Annotated in this window: 18 protein-coding genes; 9 read left to right on the top strand and 9 right to left on the bottom strand. The window is 45.6% G+C overall.

The features are described 5' to 3' along the window. A partial coding sequence (gene tyrS, locus ABDW16_RS25625; protein WP_343673751.1) for a tyrosine--tRNA ligase occupies positions 1-1,135 on the top strand: 1,135 nt, incomplete at its 5' end. A gap of 93 nt (positions 1,136-1,228) precedes the next feature. Here tyrS and ABDW16_RS25630 read toward each other — a convergent pair. From ABDW16_RS25630 to ABDW16_RS25640, 3 genes are all read right to left on the bottom strand, one after another. Next, positions 1,229-1,732 carry a pyridoxamine 5'-phosphate oxidase family protein gene (locus tag ABDW16_RS25630; protein WP_343673752.1) on the bottom strand — a complete coding sequence of 168 codons (504 nt, stop codon included), beginning with the start codon at positions 1,730-1,732 and terminating at the stop codon, positions 1,229-1,231. 110 nt (positions 1,733-1,842) lie between these two features. Further along, positions 1,843-3,135 carry an amidohydrolase family protein gene (locus ABDW16_RS25635; protein WP_343673754.1) on the bottom strand — a complete coding sequence of 431 codons (1,293 nt, stop codon included), beginning with the start codon at positions 3,133-3,135 and terminating at the stop codon, positions 1,843-1,845. An 11-nt stretch (positions 3,136-3,146) separates the two neighbouring features. Next, positions 3,147-6,200 carry an amidohydrolase family protein gene (locus ABDW16_RS25640; RefSeq protein ID WP_343673755.1) on the bottom strand — a complete coding sequence of 1,018 codons (3,054 nt, stop codon included), beginning with the start codon at positions 6,198-6,200 and terminating at the stop codon, positions 3,147-3,149. A 191-nt stretch (positions 6,201-6,391) separates the two neighbouring features. Here ABDW16_RS25640 and ABDW16_RS25645 point away from each other — a divergent pair, with 191 nt between their 5' ends. The 5 genes from ABDW16_RS25645 (at position 6,392) to ABDW16_RS25665 (ending at position 11,258) form a co-directional block, all read left to right on the top strand. After that, the gene (locus ABDW16_RS25645; protein WP_343673756.1) at positions 6,392-6,829 is read left to right on the top strand and encodes a hypothetical protein; all 438 of its coding nucleotides are present in this window, start codon (positions 6,392-6,394) and stop codon (positions 6,827-6,829) included. A gap of 68 nt (positions 6,830-6,897) precedes the next feature. After that, positions 6,898-8,184, top strand: a complete 1,287-nt coding sequence (locus ABDW16_RS25650) for a glycerate kinase (protein ID WP_343673757.1) — start codon at positions 6,898-6,900, stop codon at positions 8,182-8,184. A gap of 76 nt (positions 8,185-8,260) precedes the next feature. After that, a complete protein-coding gene (gene uxuA, locus ABDW16_RS25655) occupies positions 8,261-9,436 on the top strand; it encodes a mannonate dehydratase (protein ID WP_343673758.1) in 1,176 nt (391 codons plus the stop codon). 121 nt (positions 9,437-9,557) lie between these two features. Further along, on the top strand, positions 9,558-10,034 hold the full coding sequence (locus ABDW16_RS25660; protein ID WP_343673760.1) for a MarR family transcriptional regulator: 477 nt from the start codon (positions 9,558-9,560) through the stop codon (positions 10,032-10,034). 243 nt (positions 10,035-10,277) lie between these two features. Then, positions 10,278-11,258, top strand: coding sequence for a hypothetical protein (locus tag ABDW16_RS25665; RefSeq protein ID WP_343673761.1), 981 nt, complete (start codon positions 10,278-10,280; stop codon positions 11,256-11,258). Here the strand turns inward: ABDW16_RS25665 and ABDW16_RS25670 are convergent. Then, entirely contained in the window at positions 11,255-11,491 is a 237-nt protein-coding gene (locus ABDW16_RS25670) for a hypothetical protein (protein WP_143708711.1), read from the bottom strand. The genes ABDW16_RS25665 and ABDW16_RS25670 overlap by 4 nt on opposite strands. A gap of 139 nt (positions 11,492-11,630) precedes the next feature. Here ABDW16_RS25670 and ABDW16_RS25675 point away from each other — a divergent pair, with 139 nt between their 5' ends. From ABDW16_RS25675 to ABDW16_RS25685, 3 genes are read left to right on the top strand one after another with little or no spacing between them, the layout of a single operon-like run. Further along, the gene (locus ABDW16_RS25675; RefSeq protein ID WP_343673763.1) at positions 11,631-12,476 is read left to right on the top strand and encodes a helix-turn-helix transcriptional regulator; all 846 of its coding nucleotides are present in this window, start codon (positions 11,631-11,633) and stop codon (positions 12,474-12,476) included. Positions 12,477-12,533: 57 nt separating this feature from the next. Beyond that, positions 12,534-12,812: a hypothetical protein gene (locus ABDW16_RS25680; protein WP_343673764.1), complete on the top strand. Its 279-nt coding sequence runs from the start codon at positions 12,534-12,536 to the stop codon at positions 12,810-12,812. Positions 12,813-12,826: 14 nt separating this feature from the next. Next, a complete protein-coding gene (locus ABDW16_RS25685) occupies positions 12,827-13,483 on the top strand; it encodes an FAD-binding oxidoreductase (protein ID WP_343673766.1) in 657 nt (218 codons plus the stop codon). A 14-nt stretch (positions 13,484-13,497) separates the two neighbouring features. Here the strand turns inward: ABDW16_RS25685 and ABDW16_RS25690 are convergent, their stop codons facing one another. From ABDW16_RS25690 to ABDW16_RS25710, 5 genes are all read right to left on the bottom strand, one after another. Next, positions 13,498-14,091, bottom strand: coding sequence for a response regulator transcription factor (locus tag ABDW16_RS25690; RefSeq protein ID WP_343673768.1), 594 nt, complete (start codon positions 14,089-14,091; stop codon positions 13,498-13,500). Positions 14,092-15,073: 982 nt separating this feature from the next. Then, positions 15,074-15,346 (bottom strand): hypothetical protein, encoded by a 273-nt coding sequence (locus tag ABDW16_RS25695; protein WP_343673770.1) that lies wholly within the window; start codon positions 15,344-15,346, stop codon positions 15,074-15,076. A 133-nt stretch (positions 15,347-15,479) separates the two neighbouring features. Continuing rightward, complete coding sequence (locus ABDW16_RS25700) at positions 15,480-15,845, bottom strand: hypothetical protein (protein ID WP_343673771.1); 366 nt, start codon at positions 15,843-15,845, stop codon at positions 15,480-15,482. Positions 15,846-16,196: 351 nt separating this feature from the next. Beyond that, positions 16,197-16,889, bottom strand: a complete 693-nt coding sequence (locus ABDW16_RS25705) for an AcvB/VirJ family lysyl-phosphatidylglycerol hydrolase (RefSeq protein WP_343673772.1) — start codon at positions 16,887-16,889, stop codon at positions 16,197-16,199. A gap of 17 nt (positions 16,890-16,906) precedes the next feature. Beyond that, on the bottom strand, positions 16,907-19,492 hold the full coding sequence (locus ABDW16_RS25710) for a phosphatidylglycerol lysyltransferase domain-containing protein (protein WP_343673774.1): 2,586 nt from the start codon (positions 19,490-19,492) through the stop codon (positions 16,907-16,909). Positions 19,493-19,557 lie beyond the last annotated feature (65 nt).

The following is a 19,557-nucleotide window of genomic DNA, read 5'->3' on the forward strand; positions in this document are numbered from 1 at the left end:
CCTGCTGCTGGTACACCTGCAGCGGGCTGGTCACAAACCATTGGCATTGGTAGGCGGTGCTACCGGGATGGTGGGAGATCCTTCTTTCAAGGCGGCCGAAAGGAAAATGCTCGATCTCGATACCCTCAGGCATAACCAGGCAGGTATCAAAGCCCAATTGGAAAAATTTCTGGACTTTGATCCTTCTAAACCCAATTCAGCTGAAATGGTCAATAACTTCGACTGGTTTCAGCATATTAGCTTCCTGGATTTCATTCGTGATGTAGGTAAACACATCACTGTGAACTATATGATGGCCAAAGATTCTGTAAAAAGAAGAATCGAAGGCGACAGCGGCATGTCCTTCACAGAGTTTTCATACCAGCTGATTCAGGGATATGACTTTTTCCACCTGTATACTACCAAAAACTGTAAACTGCAAATGGGTGGTTCTGACCAGTGGGGCAATATCGTAACCGGTACCGAACTGGTAAGACGTAAAGCCAATGGAGAAGCATATGCCTTTACCTGCCCGCTGATGAAAAAGTCAGACGGTACCAAATTCGGTAAATCTGAAGGGGGCAACGTATGGCTGGATGCCCGTCTGACCTCCCCATACCAGTTCTACCAATTCTGGCTGAAAGCAACTGACGAAGACGCAGAAAACTATATCAAAATCTTCACCTTGCTGGATAAAGCAGAAGTAGAAGCGCTCATTGCACAGCACAGGGAAAAACCTGAACAACGCCTGCTGCAGAAGAGACTGGCAAAGGAAGTCACCACCTTTATCCACAGCGAAAAGGATTATGAGTTCGCTTTACAGGCTTCAGAACTGCTGTTCCGCAACGATACGGCAGATGTACTGCAATCACTCACCGAAGAGCAGTTGCTGGATGTGATGAATGGTGTTCCACAGGTAGAAACTACCCTGGCTGAACTGCAGGAAAATAAAGATGTGATCACCTTTGCAGCTGAAAAAGGCATCTTCCCAAGTAAGGGAGAAGCCCGCAAAATGCTACAGGGCGGTGGTGTAAGTATCAACAAAAAGAAAGTAGAAGACCTGGCTGCAGTGATAGATAGCTCCTTCCTGCTGGCTGGTAAATATATCCTTTTCCAGAAAGGGAAGAAAAACTACTACCTGGTTATTGCTAAATAAAAAATTCCCGGTGGTTGGACTGTGTAAGTCTGACCACTGGTTTATATTTTCCTGTAAAGTGTTGGCTAATGAAGGCCGTTTACGATTATTGCCTTAGTCCAGATTGAGTTCTCCGGTTTCCCCTTCTTCGAATTGTTTGCCCCTGATAATTGCTGTCAACATATTAAAAAAGATGATCATTTTGCTGGAAGAGTTGTCCCAGTACCAGGCCTGTTTGGTATCTACTCTTAACAGGCAGAGTTTAGGATCATCAATGCCCTCCGGAAACCAGGCTTTCACAGCAGGAGTCCAGAGTTGTTTCATCTTTTCCTTGTCGATAACAATGCTGCCGATACCGAAGATGTTCAGGTAAGTGTTGTGGCCGGGATGTGCATAAATGAGGTTCAGCTCATTGTTTTCAGAGATCTGGGTGATTTTCCCCGAGTACTCATTGGTGAAAAACCACACGTTTCCGTCTTTATCCACATCGGCTGTCACCATCGGTCGCGATATAACCTGGCCATGCTCATCAATGTTCGTGAGCATGCATACGCCAACGTCATTGATCATTTCCGTGACCTTTTTTATAGCCTCCTCTCTTTTCATTATTGCTCCCATATATATGGTTTATAAGGAAATAGCAGTAAAAATCATACCAGCCTCAAAAAAAGCGCTTTTGCCATGGGCAAAAGCGCTTTTTTTTATAAAGGATTGTTAGAAAGGGGATTTTATTTAAGGCCGTACTTAAACTTATATCTTTCGTACAACTGTTTATGCTTATTATCCAGGTTGATTTCCCTTCCCTGGATAAATGCCTGTGTGATCACACTAGACCGCATATCCATAATATCGCCGGTACTGATGGTAATATTCGCATCCTTACCTGTCTCCAATGTACCTGTTACCTTATCAATTCCTAAGATTTTAGCAGCATTGATGGTCACCGCACTCAGGGCCTCTTCCTTACTTAGGCCGTAGGCACTGGCTGTACCTGCCTCAAAAGGCAGGTTACGCTGCTGCCAGAAACCTTCATTGCTCAGGCAAAATAATACGCCTGCCTGTTGCAACTGGGAAGCCAGTTTATATGGCTGGTCCACATCATCATCCTGCATCACTGGCAGGGAGTGTGGCTGCTTCAGCACGACTGCTATATTATTCTGCTTCAGAATATCCGCTATGCGCCATGCATCTGCCCCGCCTACAATTACCACATCAAATCCAAACTCTTTGGCAAAATCCACGGCTACCAACATTTCCTTCACAATATCACAGTGTATAAACAGCTTTTCATCTTTTGAGAAAAGACGACGTACTGCTTCAAACTTTAGGTTGGTTTCAGCATGCTTACTTTGCCCCAGGTAAACTTTTGCTTCCCTGAAGAAAGTGCGTACCTGGTCTATCTTTTCCGTAGATTCCTTAATCTTGTTGGAAGGAGCTGCCGGCCTGTCCTTTGGTGGGGCAGCAGGCGGCAGCAGGCTGGGCATGTAAAAATGCAACGCGCCATCTTTACGATAAGCAGCATCTTCCCAGTTCCAGGCATCCAGCTGCACGACTGAAGAAGAACCAGAGATTATTCCACCTTCCGGGGTCACCTGGGCCAGCAGAATACCGTTGGCACGGATAGTATTGATCACTTTGGAGTCTGTATTATAAGCTACCAGCGCACGTACGGAAGGATCTATCTCCCCTACTTCCCTGAAGTCGTTGGTAGATCTTACCGCTTCCACTTCTGTCAGACCCAGGTTAGTTACTGGCGCTATGATGCCGGGATATACATGTTTCCCTTGCAGGTCAATTACTTTTCCCGCTGCAGGTGCCGCAGCGGTTGTACCTACCGCCGTGATTTTGCCATTGGCAAAGGTTATTACCCCTTTTTCAATAACCTGCCCGTTGCCCACATGGATAGTGGCATTGGTCAGTACTACGGTCTCCTGCTGGCTACCGGCAGGATAAATCGTTTCCTGCGCCATAGCTGCCAGCGAGCCGGTGATTGAAATATATAATAAAATCAGGTGTTTCATCCATCAGTGTTTTAATTGTTACCATTTTCATCACCCAACAAACTATGCTGGTGACCTGCCTGCAGGTCTTCGCAATGATAGTTATCCTCTTCAGCAGGAGCCGCTTTCTGCGTAGGCGTACCTTTTTTCTTCTCCGCCAGCATTTTACGGATCAGGCGATTACGCTCTGAATTGATGCGCTGACGCAGTTCTTTATCTTTCTCCCTGTCGAAGTACACAATACCATCCACGATGGTCTTATCAGCTTTTGCATAAATGCTCAGCGGATCGTCGCTCCACAGTACAAGGTCAGCATCTTTGCCGGCCTTGATACTTCCTGTTTTATCGGCTACGTGTAGCAGTCTGGCAGGATTCAGTGTTACCAGTTTCAGTGCTTCCTCTTCGGTCAGCCCTCCGTACTTGATACTCTTGGCGGCTTCCTGGTTCAGGCGGCGGGCCATTTCAGCATCATCTGAGTTGATAGCCACAGTGAGACCTACACGTTGCATAATGGTTGCATTGTAAGGAATTGCATCCTGTACCTCCATCTTGTATGCCCACCAATCGGCAAAGGTACCTGCACCGGCGCCATGGGCCTTCATCTTGTCAGCTACCTTGTAGCCTTCCAGGATATGTGTAAAGGTGTTGATATGGAAATGGAAAGTATCCGCCACGTGCATCAGCATATTGATTTCACTCTGTACATAGGAGTGACAGGTCACGAAACGCTTGCTATGGATGATTTCTAACAGTGTTTCCAGTTCAAGATCTTTCCGCTTGTCCGCACCCAGTTTTTCATAATCCAGTGCACGGGTAAAGGCGTCTGTCAATAACTGTTCTACTCCCATACGGGTCTGTGGGAAACGTTCTTTTTGTCTTTCTCCCCAATTGGATTGTTTCACATTTTCACCCAGCGCAAACTTGATGAACGGATCTGCACCGGCAAATTTCAGCGCCTCGGCATCTGCTCCCCAGCGCAGTTTGATGAGTTGAGACTGCCCCCCAATAGTATTCGCAGAACCGTGCAGCAGGTGAGATGCAGTGACACCACCACTCAGCTGACGATAGATATTCACATCATCAGGATTCACTACGTCAGCAATACGTACTTCGGCAGTAACTGACTGTGTACCTTCATTCACCCCTCTTGAAATAGCGATGTGCGAGTGCTCATCAATGATACCGGGAGTCAGGTGCTTGCCTGTACCATCTATCACCCTGGCACTACCGGCAGCAAGGTTTTTGCCGATCTGGGCAATCTTGCCGTTGCGAATCAGCACGTCTGTATTCTCCAGTTTACCATCCTGTTCATTGGTCCATACAGTAGCATTTTTAATGAGAATATCCTGTTGGGTAGGCAGGGTTTCCCAACCATAGCCATTGAATGGAAAATATGGATTGCCAACAAATGGCTGTGGTTTGGTTTTGACAGAATCAGTGCCTGTAAATGGCGTTTTCAATACTGCCTGCCAGTGAATGGCGTTGCCACTGGTATCCACACCAGTACCACTCCATCCGTTGCCATCTGCAATACCGGTAAGGCGTAGCTGCGCGCTTCCCTTCTTCACAGGGAACGCAACTTTTACCAGGTCACCCGTAAAGCTGAGTGAACCACTTACGGTATCAGTTGCTAATAAAGATAGAGCAGGAGCACTGGCACTACCTTTTACCAGCACGGTGTAGGTGGCACTGCCTGGTGCAACAGTCAGTGTATAAGTTCCTCTTACATCTTTCCAGTTATCGTCTTTGATACTGTATTTTTTCCCCTGTACCCAGTTTTGGTAAATGACAGTATTTTCATTGAAGATATTACCTGAAGTAATGAGGAAGTTTGCCAGTTTGCCTGCATCCAGCGAACCTACCTGGTCATCTGCTTTTAGTAATTTAGCCGGCGCAAGTGTCACTGCATCCAGTGCTTTTTGTTCGCTCAATCCATATTCAATGGCCTTGCGTACTCCGGCCAAAAACTGCTTCACTTCTTTCAGACCATCGGCAGTGATGCAGAAAGGAATGTTAGCTTTCTCAAATGCAGCAGGCTCTGAAGGCGCCATTTCCCAGTGTTTCATTTCACTGAGCGCCACAAAGCGTGCGTCTTCCGGATCTTCTACATCTATTGGCAACGGGAAAGAAACAGGCAGGATAAAAGCAGCTTTGGATGCAATCATTTCGGGTATGCGCTGGTACTCATTACCACTTGCCCGGATGATATATTGCACGCCAAACTCGTCTCCGATTTTATCTGCTCTTAGTGCATCCCATTTATCATTCACTTCAAAAATCTGGGGTAGGGACTGGTTGTCATTCCATGCCTGCAAAGACAGGTTCACACCTTCTTTTTCAGGGCGGGAACGATACCACTGCGCATCGAGGTAAGTCTGGCGCAGCAGGGCAATAGTCCCCATCAATGAACCCGGATAGTTCTGACTAGAACTTCCTTTGTCAAATGAATACTGGGCACTTGCTTTTTCTTTAATGATGGCTTTGTTTTCCCTGCCATCTGCCAGTGTCACCAGTACGCCGGTGCCTCGTGCTATACCATCCTGCTGATGAGTAAGCACAGTACCAAAACCTGCTTCGCGCAGGGTGGCAGCAGTAGCAGCATCAGTATTGAAGATGGCAGCTGCATTCACCTCGCTCTTAATAGCCTGGTTCCAGCCGTAAGCCCCTTTGGTATTGGAGATAAACTGGGGATCATCCCGGCGGCTTACATTACTTTTCTTAACTGGTTGTGTACCATAATCACTGTAGGCATCTACAAAAGAAGGGTAGATGAACTTGCCTGCGCAATCGATCACCACTGCATCGGCAGGGATTGCGCCAGTACCGGCACTGACAATGCGTCCATTCCGGATCACTAAAGTTGCATTGGTCAATACATTGCCTGGACTCTTAACGATAGTGGCTTTGGTAAAGGCATAACAGCCTTCTCTCGGATCGGCCACACCATTCACAGGAAACGTTTGCTGCGCCCTGAGCTGACCAACGGCAAACAGGCTGCCTAATAACAGGCATAAGCCAGCCAGCCTTTTCCCGGTCATCGTACGGGCCTCCCTTTTGAAGGGAAGGTAGATACGGGTTTTAATCATCTTTTTTCAATTGGTTTTTAGCGGTTTAGATTTGGTATTGGACTATTATCGGCACTTATTATTGGTGGTGTATATGTTGTTCATTTGTTAAAATAAATAAATGAATTTTTGTCCCCATTATATTTTATATGATTGGTATTAATATTGCAGTAAATACCTATATTTAACAAGAAGAATCAATTCCCTTTTTTATGAAAAGATACATGATCTGCATAAGTAGTTTGCTGATGTGCCTGTTGCTAAGTGTTCATGCGAATAGTATGGCGCAGGTGAAACACACGCATGCTGTTGACAGCACAGGTAAGCGTGTTCGCTGGAGTGCTGACGAAAAAGCAGACAAAATGAGTGATAAACTCGATCGCCGCCTGAATCTTACTCACAAGCAGGATGCAGATATTCATGCTATCAACACCGACATTACCCGTCGCATGGATGCACTCAAAAATAATACATCTCTCACAAAGAAGGATAAAATGCAACAGGTAAAAGCACTCAATGAAGAACGTAGCCAACGCTTCAAATCAGTGCTTACACCAGAACAATACAAGAAATGGAACGACTGGGAAATGAAGAAGAAAGAGCAGATGGAGGCACGCATGGATAAGAAACAACAGAAACACAACAGCTAGTTACTTACAGAACCCAATAAAATAAAAATGGATAAGGATGCTTCGAAGCATCCTTATTTTTTTTCACGATGAATACTGATGCAATTTCCATTTTCAACTCCGCGGTCGTTGCCGTACAACCGGCAACGTTAATACAACAATGCATACAACATGATGCGGATACCATTACCATTTGCGGCAAATCATTTCCACGTTCTGCCGGCAGACCTATCTGGGTTTTTGGTGCCGGAAAAGCGGCCGCTGCCATGGCACAAGCTGTAGAAACAGCACTACCCGACTGCCTGCTGCAGGGAATAGTGATTACCAAATATGGACATGAGTTACCATTGCAGCATATCTCCCTTGCCACCGCCGGTCATCCTATTCCCGATGAAAATGGCGTAGCTGCTACACAGCAAATGACAGAAATGATCACGGGTGTACAGGCAGATGATATCGTGCTATTCCTGCTATCCGGCGGTACATCTGCACTACTCGCAGATCATCCGCCCGGTGCTACACTGCAGGAAGTGCAAACCGTATTTGATTTATTACTCAAAAGCGGGGCAGATATTCACGAAATGAATACCGTACGCAAACACCTTTCTGGTGTAAAAGGCGGACAACTCGCCCTACTCACAAATACACCTGCTCTCTGCACTATTGTACTCAGCGATGTAGTTGGCGACGATCTTCATGTAATAGGTTCGGGACCTACCGTACCTGATCCCTCCACATTTGCAGATGCGATGGCGGTAGTTGAAAAATATCACCTCACCGACCTGTTGCCATTCCCTATCTTTTTACACCTGGAAAGAGGTTGCGCAGGCAATATTGCAGAGACACCCAAACCAGGCCATCCCCGTTTTGCACATACCTATACTTTCCTCGCAGGTACGAACCGTATAGCCCTGCAGGCAGCTGCCCGTACAGCTACACAATTGGGTTATGATACACATATTCTCACATCGACACTTACCGGCGATGCAGTCACAATCGCTCATTCGCTGGTTGCCCAGGCAAAAGAATGGAAGGGCAAACGGCCAGCCTGCCTGCTGGCTGGTGGCGAAAGCACCGTCACGGTGACGGGTAATGGCCTGGGTGGGCGCAACCAACAACTGGCACTGGCTGCAGGTATTGCGCTGGAAGGTCAGGAAGGTATTACCTTTTTAAGTGCAGGCACTGACGGTACCGATGGTCCTACAGATGCTGCAGGCGCTATTGTCGACGCTGCGATTATGCAAATAGGTAAGAATGCCCAGGAACACCTGGATAAACAGGATGCTTATCCATTTTTTCAGAACGCCGGTGGACTGCTGATTACCGGGCCTACACAGACAAATGTGATGGATATTATAATCATTCTTCTTGTATAGTGTATAAAAACATCGTTACTTCTTTATTAATTATGACGGGAAGTCCTATTTTTGACATTTAAACCTGTATATGCGTATGTTAAGAATGGAACAGACATGGCGTTGGTTCGGGCCGAAAGACCCGGTTAGCCTGGCTGATATCAAACAAGCCGGGGCCACCGGAATAGTAACGGCATTGCACCACATTCCAAATGGCGAAGTATGGGCTAAAGAAGAGATCCTGGAAAGGAAAGCGCTCATCGAAGCGGCAGGTCTTACCTGGTCCGTAGTAGAAAGTGTGCCTGTACACGAAGATATAAAAACACAAAGCGGTAATTTCAAAACATACATCCAGCACTACCAACAGTCGTTGCGTAACCTGGCGGAATGCGGCATTTATGTAGTTACCTACAATTTTATGCCCGTGCTGGACTGGACACGTACCGACCTCGCTTTTACGGTAGAAGATGGTTCCAAAGCATTAAGGTTTGAAAAAGCCGCCTTCATGGCCTTTGATCTCTTCATGCTGCAACGCCCCGGAGCAGAGAATGATTACGATCCTGCAGACATCTCCATGGCCAAGGAGCACTTCGATAGTATGACCGATGCAGAAAAGAGTCTGCTGCAACGCAACATCATAGCCGGGTTACCTGGTTCTGAAGAAAGCTTTTCCTTACAGCAATTCCAGGAAGCCCTGGATAAATATAAAGGTATCGATGCCACCCAGCTGAAACTGCACCTGTTCTATTTCTTACAGCAGATAGCACCCGTTGCAGAAGAAGTAGGCATCAAACTGGCCATCCATCCGGATGATCCTCCTTTCCCGATCCTGGGTCTGCCCCGTATCGTGAGCACAGAGCAGGATGCACGCGAACTGCTGCAGGCTGCCCCCTATGCTGCGAATGGTCTCTGTTTCTGCACCGGTTCTTACGGTGTACGTGCAGACAACGACCTGCCAGGTATGGTAGAAAGACTGGGAGAACATATCCATTTCATTCACCTCCGCAGCACACAGCGCGACAGCATTGGCAACTTCCACGAAGCCAATCACCTCGAAGGCGATGTGGATATGTATGCAGTAGTCAGGAATATCCTCGCTGTTATGCATAAGCGCAATGTGAGTATCCCAATGCGGCCGGACCATGGTCACCAGATGCTGGACGACCTGCACAAGCACACCAATCCAGGTTATAGTGCCATTGGGCGACTGCGGGGCCTTGCTGAACTACGGGGATTGGAAATGGGTATTGCACGTTCAGTCTTCAATAAATGAAAGCAAACACCTTCTGCCGCACGCTGGCAATTATATAAGGTTGGGATTAGAAACGAACGCATACGTAGCTGGATAGTAACCGGCTGAACCAATAAGTAACACCCCTGAAAACAAACAGCAAATGAACAGTTCACTGGATGAGCAGGTAGCGCTGCATCTGGCACAACGGAAACGAAGTCTGACCAGGCTATTGGGATTGTTGAAAAAGGACATGGACTGTAGAATAGTAGAAAAGTTACAACAGAAAGGATATAACAACTTTAAACTGGGAGACCTGGTCGTATTTATCAATATACAACCAGAAGGCATTATTAATAACGAGCTGGCCAAAAAAGCAAGAATCACCAAACAGGCGATGAGCAAAGTGGTCAAATACCTGGAATCAGAGGGATATATTTCTACTACGAAACATACCTTCGACAACAGGGCCATTCTCATTTCACTGACTGATAATGGCAAAAAACTGCTGATAGCCGCATTTGAAACCTTCGAAGAAATACAGGCTGAGTACACAGCCATCATCGGAGATTCAGATGCGGCTGCCCTCAGGCAGGTCCTCGATAAACTCCTTTTTTCACTCCACCCTGAACTCGCCTGATGGAATTTTTTCCAGATAACGGAATTTGTTGTTGATCAGATGCAACAACATAAGGATACGCTCCTAAAAGCTCAGTTTTCTATAAAAGGCACACAAATAACACGATATGAATTACAAAGGTACAGTATAATAAGCCACTCATACTTTATATTCAACATTTTTTAAATCCGGCATAACCATTGTAATAGATATTTTTGTCTATTGACCTTGATTACTTTTAATTTTGTTCATAGGAAAGATTTTATGATATCCAGCCGGATTATAAATAATGACGATGAATATATAGATGGTTTGCTGGACAGCTCCCCTGCCATTGTAGATGTTATCTACAAGCGTTATTCCCGTAAGGTAAAGCACATGGTAATGGGCTGGGGAGGTAATATAAAGGAAGCTGCCCACGTATTTGAAGAGGTTTTGCTGGCCATTTACAACTATGCCCGTCATCACAGACTATTGCTCACTAATCATTTCGAGCCCTTCTTTTTATATGCCTGCCAGCTAAAATGGAAGCAGGAACTGATGGAAAAAACGCCCAACAAAGGAGCGACCTTCCATCCGGAAGTACCTTCTCCCGGCCTGGATGCTGTACATATGAAGTATGTGGAAGAAGCACTGGCCTTGTCGGGAAACATCCAGGACAATGACAATACCCGCGAAGAGCTGGAAGAAATGCTCGCCGATCAGCGTGAACGCTGGTTTCATGCCAAAGGAAACCCCAATACAAAAATCAGTATCTACGTTATTATCACCGCTATAATAGCCGCCGGTCTGGCCGGACTGCTGTTCGTGAGCCCCTGGCACAAGGATGTATACAGGCAATTTTCAGGTACAGAAATGGAACACGTGCACCGGGAAGGACAGGAAGCAGATACTGCCCTCCTCCTGCATGAAGCAGCCATGAGTTTTAACCATGGACATTTCACTCATACCATCCAGTTGTTGGACCAGGTATTGGCAAAAGATCCTACGCACGTCTCCGCGCGCTATTACAAAGGAGTCAGCCTGGTTGAACTGGGAGAGCTGGAACTGGCCCGGAAAGATCTGGGGATCGTATTTGCGGGTAATTCGCCCTACCAGTATAACGCCGCGTTCTATACCGCACTGAGCTATCTGAAAGAGGGCAATAAACAGCTTTGCCTTGAATGGTTACTGAAAATACCGGACAGTGCACCCATTTATTTCAAAGCGCAAAGCTTAAAAGAAGAACTGGCTGAAAAACATTAATTCAGGTGAATCATGTGCTTACTGAAGTGGATAATATTCTCTACTTCACCTTTGATCAGTTCGTAGATCTGTACTCTATCCTTCTTAATCATGATTAACTGTTGGAGAACAAGGTAATAGGTTTCTCCGTTATGCCCGCTCATCTGGGCTTTTAATATCTCTTTTTTCACTTCTTCAAAACCAACAGCTCCTAGCTTTTGGTAGATCACATTTAACTCCTCAATCCAATTCATGGTCATAGGTTTTTAATAATTATTTGGAATTCATAGGGTATATAAATTTATTCAATATCTAATTAATAAACAAGAGGGCTAAATAACTTTTTTGTTAATTCTACAATTTTCTCCCTGCCAGTTCGTCTACCTTTATGATATGCCTCGGAAAAAGCAATTTATAGCGTCGCAAAGTCTGGCGGGCCTGTTCCCGGATCTGCCCTCTTTTGCCATAAAAATCATGTCTACCAATCGTGAAATGTCTACCATGATGGATGTACACCGGCACAATTACTACATGCTGTTTGTATTGATAGAAGGTGTCAGTGCCCATATGATAGATATGGAGCTGATTACACTGAATGCAGGCCAGATAGGACTCATTGTTCCCGGACAGGTACACCTGGCCCAACCGGAGCAATCAGGAGTTGGATGGGGCATTGCTTTCACTGCAGACTTTGTTCCCCTGTTATCACTCCCGGTGACCCTCCAGGGCCCTGTGACCCTGCCTGCTGATGAGCTGGAAGCAGTGAATCAAATCATCTGCCTGATGTACAGGGAATACAATGAGAAAAAGGCCCAGGCCATTCCCCTGTTGCAACACTACCTCTCCATTCTCCTGCTAATGTTGCAGCGACATAGTGCAGATGCACCATCCGCCAGCAAATCGCTGCTCACCCGCTACCGGGAGCTGGTTGCCACTCATTACCTAGAATGGACCAAACCTGCGCAATATGCAGAAGCGCTCCACATCTCGGCGGACTATCTGAATGAAGTAGTGCGCCAATATTCAGGCCAGACGGCATCGTCACTTATCACAGAACGCAGAGTACTGGAAGCCAAGCGCTTACTGCTGCATGCAGAAGAAAGTGTGAAAGAAATAGCCTGGCATTTGCAGTTCAACGAAGTCTCATATTTCAATCGCTTTTTTAAGCAACATACAGGCTATACACCTGCCGCCTTCAGGGAAAGCGTACGGGATAAATCCCTATCTGACCCGGAATAGTATAACTGGCAAGGTGTGAACCATCAATAATTTTGTACCGAATTAATGATCTCTTTTATGCCGCCAAACAATATAATACCCAATGATATGCATGCCCTCAGCACAGAAAATAATGTGCGGTTACAGCGGGGGGCTGTTTCTGACTTCCTTGCCAGTCTTGCTGTAATTGAAAATCCTGTAGATTACCCTTCCTATGAATCAGCCGTACAGGAAATCATCGATCTGATGCCCGTATTACAATTGAACGGCATCTTTGCACATCTTCGACTGCGCTCGCCCAAAGCCATTTCATTGATCACTGACCTCTTCCCGGAACTGAAAGGGATAGTAGACTAAACACACTAAAACATATGTCATTAAAGGAAAAAGCAACCGCCTTCCTGATGGGGAGGATGGGGAAGACAGCGCATGTGCGCCAGATAACAGCTATTGATCATCGTTTATTGCAATTGGAATTGCAACTACCCGAGTCACTCACCTGGCGTAGCTGCCAGCACCTGAAGTGCCAGGTAAACAGCACTACTTTCCGGGACTACACCGTAGCTCATTACGCCGAAAATACAAAGATAGCCACCCTCGTTATAGATGCAGGCCATATAGGAAAGGGCAGTGAATGGCTCCGAAAGCTGGCACCGGGCGATCCTGTATTGTACGCAGGGCCCGGCGGCGGATTGCACCAGCCAACAGGTGCTTCTCAACTGGTATGTATAGGCGACGCCAGTGCCATAGGGCATTTTCTGTCCCTGTATCACCGCAGGAACCCAGAGCAGAGTTTCCATACACTAGCCATAGACGAAGATCCCCTGCCAGCACAAATAATGAGTATGCCGATACGATTTTCTGACGGACAGGAAAAAGATGTGATCAATTGGCTGGATCAACTACAGCTACCTGCTCATGATACTACATTTTATGTAGCTGGCTATATTCCGATGGTGGTACAAACAAGAAAGTTGCTCAAACAGTTGGGCTGGAAACAGGTAAAAGCGGCGGGGTTCTGGGAATAAGGGGGCAGCATCTGCTAGCCAACCAGTCTTTCCTGCATTGCTTTGACAATAGCAGACGAACGGGAATTTACATCCAGTTTGCGATAGATGTTCATAATATGTGAACGTACAGTGCCGACACTGATATGACAGTGTTCGGCAATTTTTTTATAGGTATCTCCATTCACCAGGCAATCGAGGACCTGCAATTCGCGATGAGACAATCCATACTGCATAGGTTCTTCCCCCGGCTTACGATTAAAGAAAGTGAGTACTTTCTGAATGGTGGCCGTATTGGTCTGCATAGCTGCTTCATATAGCTGTGCAAAAGCTGCGCTCAGTGAAGCCGGAGGTGGTACAGGTTCATGTTTGCTGGTAATGGTGGTGATAGCTGTTTCCTTATTGCGCACAGAAAATAAAAGTACGTTGATGTCGGGATAGGCTGCTTTCAGAATATTGGCGGCTTCGATAGCAGTTAATCCGGGAATATCACTATCCATGAACACGACGTTACTGATATCTTTTGCCAGCTGCTGTACCAGGTGTTTTGAATCCGCATTTTCTCCTTCCGCCCCTAAAGCACCTTCCCCGCTGGCCTGCCCAGTGCTGTTACGCCGCACATTTTTCATATTGTTTTTTTTGGGTTTGTATATGTTGCGAAAACCTTTATTTCCGGTACTGCAAGTGTTGATAAATTGGTATACTGGTATGGCTGTAATGGAATAAATACACGGTCTCCCATACCGAAACAAATTTGAAACAAATACCTACAGTAGTCAATCCGATAAGTATATGATTTTTCAATAAATACTAATAAACAATTGTTTGTATATTAAAGAATACCTAAAAAGAATAAAATCACTCAAACGTAAGCCTGCTATGATTAGGGATGTAGGCAGGGGTCGTGGAATTGTATTAATTTACTCATAAAATTGGACGCCCCCAAATAGTAAAACAAAATGAAAGGAAAAGAAAAGAGCTTGTTCTCTGTTCTGCACTACAATATTAACTGTAAAAATTTTATGGATTATAAAAATGAGGGCGCCTTAACAATCGGTTAACCACCAGATCAAAACATTATCTCTAATTTTGATATATCGTTCAAACAATAGTGACTGACTAAAAAATTAAAACGTTACAGTATTATACTCATTGACAGCTGTAACGGATTGACATGTGAATGTTCAGGCCCTCGCCCCTTGGTGAGGGCCGATTTTTTTTTAAATAACCAGGATGGGAAAAAACGGGCAGGTAACTTAATAGAAACCTGCGTACAGAAGCTTATGAAATCTAAACCGTCTTATGAGAAAAAAGGTAATTGCGAATTTCAGGTGCTACATATACAGATTTGCCTGTGCGGAATATAAAGCAAGACAAACCCCATATAATTTTTTGCGTAACAGGAATGAAAGGTAGGAAGAGTTTCTACAAAATAGGTTAATGTGCAGTTAATGGCATGGTTAATACGCCGTTAACTGCGGAATAACATACTCCGCAGTAACGTGCGTTCAGGGGAAGACAAGTCCTGGCCCAATCCGGAAGGATTGTGCAGGATAAAAGAGCCGGTTTAAGTAATAAGCTGTGTGAATTGGGTTACACAGTATAAATGGGTTACATCATCCAAAAGAGAAGGTTCGTCACAAGCGCTAAAGTAAGATTCTTCGCAAATCGAATATTGAAGCCTCCTTTTTCCGAGTAGTAATAGCTTTCCTTATAGCGGTCATATGCTATAGGTGCGCCCAGTTCTTTCATCATCTTTAAAAATTCAAATAAAGTTCTTTCGGAAATCCTTAACCTTTTTGCAAGGTGAGCGGGCTTTCCTGTGCCTTTGATCCTAATAAGGTAATCAATGGTTTGCAGTCTTTCAAAATAACGCTTAGGCATGCTGGCATAGTGGGGTTTACAATGTACTTGAATAAATAAAATTTTAAAGTCACTCATTCCAGGTCTGCAATGGATTTTTCCTTGCTGATTTATCGGATAGCCTTTTCAATGTTGTGTCTCTTGTATCGATCCCTTAATTGGCGAATGCTGTTTTAACGGTTACAAAACTTCGTTTAGCACCATCCCGATCGTTTACAGGAATATAGGACCTGCCCCTACAGGCAGTATAGTACGCATTTTTCATAAACTTATATTTTGAGGGTGTAAGATCAATTTTTAATACAGGATAGCCTGCATGCAAGCTAAAAAATTCTACTGCTATTTTGTTGCAGCTGCGACACATTTTCCAATCACTTTCGCTACTTATAAAGTAAACTCCCCCGGTTGAAACCTGGGGAGTTTTCATCAAAAACCAACCATTAAAAGGTTCGTCAGCAAAGGGTTTCAGCACCTTGGTGCACCCGCCCGTTGCAATATCCTGATGTAAGTTTTTATCCATTATAGTTGTTCGTGTATTCGCTTAAAGTAAAATTCTCACGGGTAGAGACCCGAAAGAGGTTTCCATGGCTGACAAATGTGGTACAAATCCTTTTATTCTACTTTACATTACTACGTTGTAATGATACATTACCGGACTGAGAAATTAGTTAATAAGATGTTAACGAAAAAAAATAGCTGCACGAAACCTCACTAATTGAATGATCGGCAATCATTTATATACATATAATGGTATAACGTTTTAGCAAAAAAATGTGAAGAGAGTTAACCTGTTGTTAATGGAAAAACTTAGTCGATCGCCTAAGTTCCAGAGATAAAAAACGCCCTTCCGGAGAGGAAGAGCGTCGCTATTTTACTTAAGCCCCCAGTGCAGTACCATCTGTGTCACTACACCAGACGCATCATCATTGTAATGATGCCCTCCCGGCAATACCAGGGATTTGTAATTCGTAATCTTCAATGCATGCAGGTCAAAGTCGTTCTCATCCTTCCCGAAGATTAATAACAACGGCTTGTTTGTAATCGTATTCATCGCCGCCGGCACATTCAGCGCCCCAGGCGTGGAACTCTTGCCCAGCATATCAGAAATATGTACCACCATATCCGTACTCGCCGATGGCGACATAAATACCAGCGATACCGCCTGGTTCTGCAGCTCCCCCGGTAAGTGCTGATAAATAAAGGGCAATACATCCGCTCCCATAGAATATCCTACCAGCAAAAAAGAATGGTTGTTCCACTCCTTACTATAATACTGTAGTAACGCTGCCACATCCGCACCTGCCTGCTGCGGCGTCTTCTTGTTCCAGAAATATTTCAGGGAATTCAACCCAATTACCGGATACCCCTTTGCATTCAGTGAATTCACTATATCCACAGCAAACTTCTTCATTCCACCGTCTCCTGAAAGAAACAATATTATCGGATGCTGATTGCCCACTGTAGGCGCCTTCACCGTTACAGGCAGTTTGCTGATATCCGTCTGCGCATGGGCTGTAGCCATCACCAGGCCCAATATCCCCATCAGCCAAAATCCTTTCATCATCGTAAGCGTTTTTATGATCATGCCTTCATTACCTTGCTCAGTGCAGCCGGGAGTTGTATCAGGTCAAAATCATGCTCGTATACAAGATACTTGTTCGTCCAGTCCGTTGCATACTTCTCCTTGAATTCTCTCAAGCCATGATAGTGCCGGAATGCCCTGATCTTCTCGTACGCAAACTTTACTACCTGCTCGGCAGTATTCTGTGGTTGCTGTATTCCCGACATCGGTACCAACCCCAGATTCAGGTATTGTAAACCCTGTTCTTTCGCATCCTGTATCAATGCGATGATCAGCGAATCCATACAACCACCAGGTGCCGCAGTGCGCTTGCGGATCAGATCATATGTACATTCCCCCGGCGCATAGTCCGGAATAATATTCAAAAATGCTGCCACTTGTCCCTGCGCATCTGTTACCGTGATCACATCCTGCTCCCTGATAGCATCTATATCGAACAATCCCTGTGAGAAGGTCATCTCTTTTACATCATAATCCACCAGCCACTCGTCAGACACTTCTTTCAGCTCCTGCAACAGCTCAGGGCTCAATGGCGCACGCTGTATCGCCGTCACGTAGCCTTTCGCTGTCAGGCTATTCAACCCGTTTCGCAACGACTTCTTATCTTTTCCGCTCAGGGTAAACGCTGTCACATCCACTATTCCCTCCTGTCCTATCAGGATCTTCTTTTTCCGCAGATGTTCAAAATAATACATACTTTGTTCGTCCACCCTGTAGAATGCAGGCTTCAATCCCATCTTCCTGCATTGCTCTTCAAACTCCTGCAGCATAGGCAATTTTGCATCTTCCGCACATACCGGCTCCTCCAGTACGATGGCAAAGCTGCTGGCTACCCGGTAGGCAATAAAACCCTCATATTTTTCTGATATAAAGAGCAACTTATCCTCTCCTACTTTAAAGTAGTCCATTGCTGAACTACCATATTGACTCAGGTAATACTGCGCCTTTTCCATTGCCGCATTGGTATGCTTGCCTGTAGGCAGATAAGGCCGTATTATAGTGTAAAACAGGAATGCCCAGGCCCCTACACCCAATACCCTGATGGCACTCAGAAACTCCCGTCCAAAACGCGTTACCGGTTTTAACCCGTCGTCTTCCAGTAACAGGAAGCCATGAAAAGATGCACGCAATGACTGTAACAGCGTAAAGTCCATTCCGAAATGCTTCACATTCAGAAAATAGAACCCCACCGTACCAAAGATCAATACCACCAGTAGCGTTGCTACTGCCGTCACGACCCCGATATTCACCAGCTGGCGGTTACTCTTGATTCTGTATTGCCTGGCGGTAATGAGCAGGATCAAAGCCGTCAACAATGCCAGTGAAGCCTCTTCATAGTCCAATGCCTTACTCATATGTCCAAAAGCCGACAACACCGATACTGTCAATGCAACGATCCAGGCACTGCGCAACCCCCTGAAAAGGAAGGTGGCCGTGACCAGCAGTACCAGCCCAAGGAACACCACCAATAAATTGGAAGCATGAATACTCTCTGTAGGGATGTAACCTCTCAGCACACGCAAACGATTTGCAAGGGGCGGCGTCAATACCGAAAAAATATTCACCATCCCCAGCAGAAAAATCAACACCGGCGGCACTAAGCGCAACACCAGGTGCCGGCTTTTCAGGATAAACGCAAACACCCCAGCCAGCAATGGCAGCCAGAATTCAAAAAGACGGTATAACAAAGTGATTTCCAATGCCTGCAGGGATGTAAACCCATAGCTGGTCAGCAAGTAAGCCAGGGAAAGCTCTATGGCACCCAATCCTCTCAGGAAAGGAGATACAATCAGGAAAATGGTAGCGACTATGTAACCCACACAGGCAGCTTCCAGCGATGGATGCGCCCCTGTTGCCAACATGCTCAGGTATAAATGAGCAATGCCTGCCAGCTCTATGCCGGCAGACACTAGTATGGTTCTTATAAATGCAGGACGGTTCAGGTCAAAAGCGAAAATCTCGTCTACATGCTGCATCACACCAGGCAGGTATTTAGCCAGCAGGTTGTAAGCGGCACCCCTTGTCTGGATAGAACGCACTAACCAGACAGTGCCGGCCAGCACTGCACAAATGGTTACCAGTCCCCCTACTGCTTCCAGCATTGATTCGTCGTGCAGCACTGCATAACCCACTACAGGTAACCCCACCAGGAAAACGGAGAAAATACCTACAAATCCATAGATGCCAGAGGCCTGATGAATCTGTTGCTTATTGATGTGGCTACGCCTGAGGCTTTGTGGCAGGTAAGCCAGTGAGCTCACGCCGCCTGCCGGCAAAAAAATACTCAGCAGGTTACGCTTCAGAAACAACTCTGTTCCTCTGCCAATGTCCAGTTTACTACCTACAGAGCGAAAACTATAGAGATACATCCACGCCTGCAGTAAAATATATACTGCAGTGAGCATGATGCCGATGATTACCCAGAAACGGTTAGCCCGCTCTATGGCAGGCATCAGAGAATATAGTTCATGACGCTGTTGCCTGAAGAAATAGATAGCCAGCAAAATAAATAATACTGCCAGCATTTCTTTCCAATGCAGGTTACGCAACAACGGACCAATTTTGATCTTGTCTTTCAGAGGCATTACAGGTAAAATTTTATGGATAGCAGGTTCCTTACTTAACACACAAAACTACGTGTAAGTTGAAA

It is taken from the genome of Chitinophaga sp., assembly GCF_039596135.1.
Taxonomy (GTDB): Bacteria; Bacteroidota; Bacteroidia; order Chitinophagales; family Chitinophagaceae; genus Chitinophaga.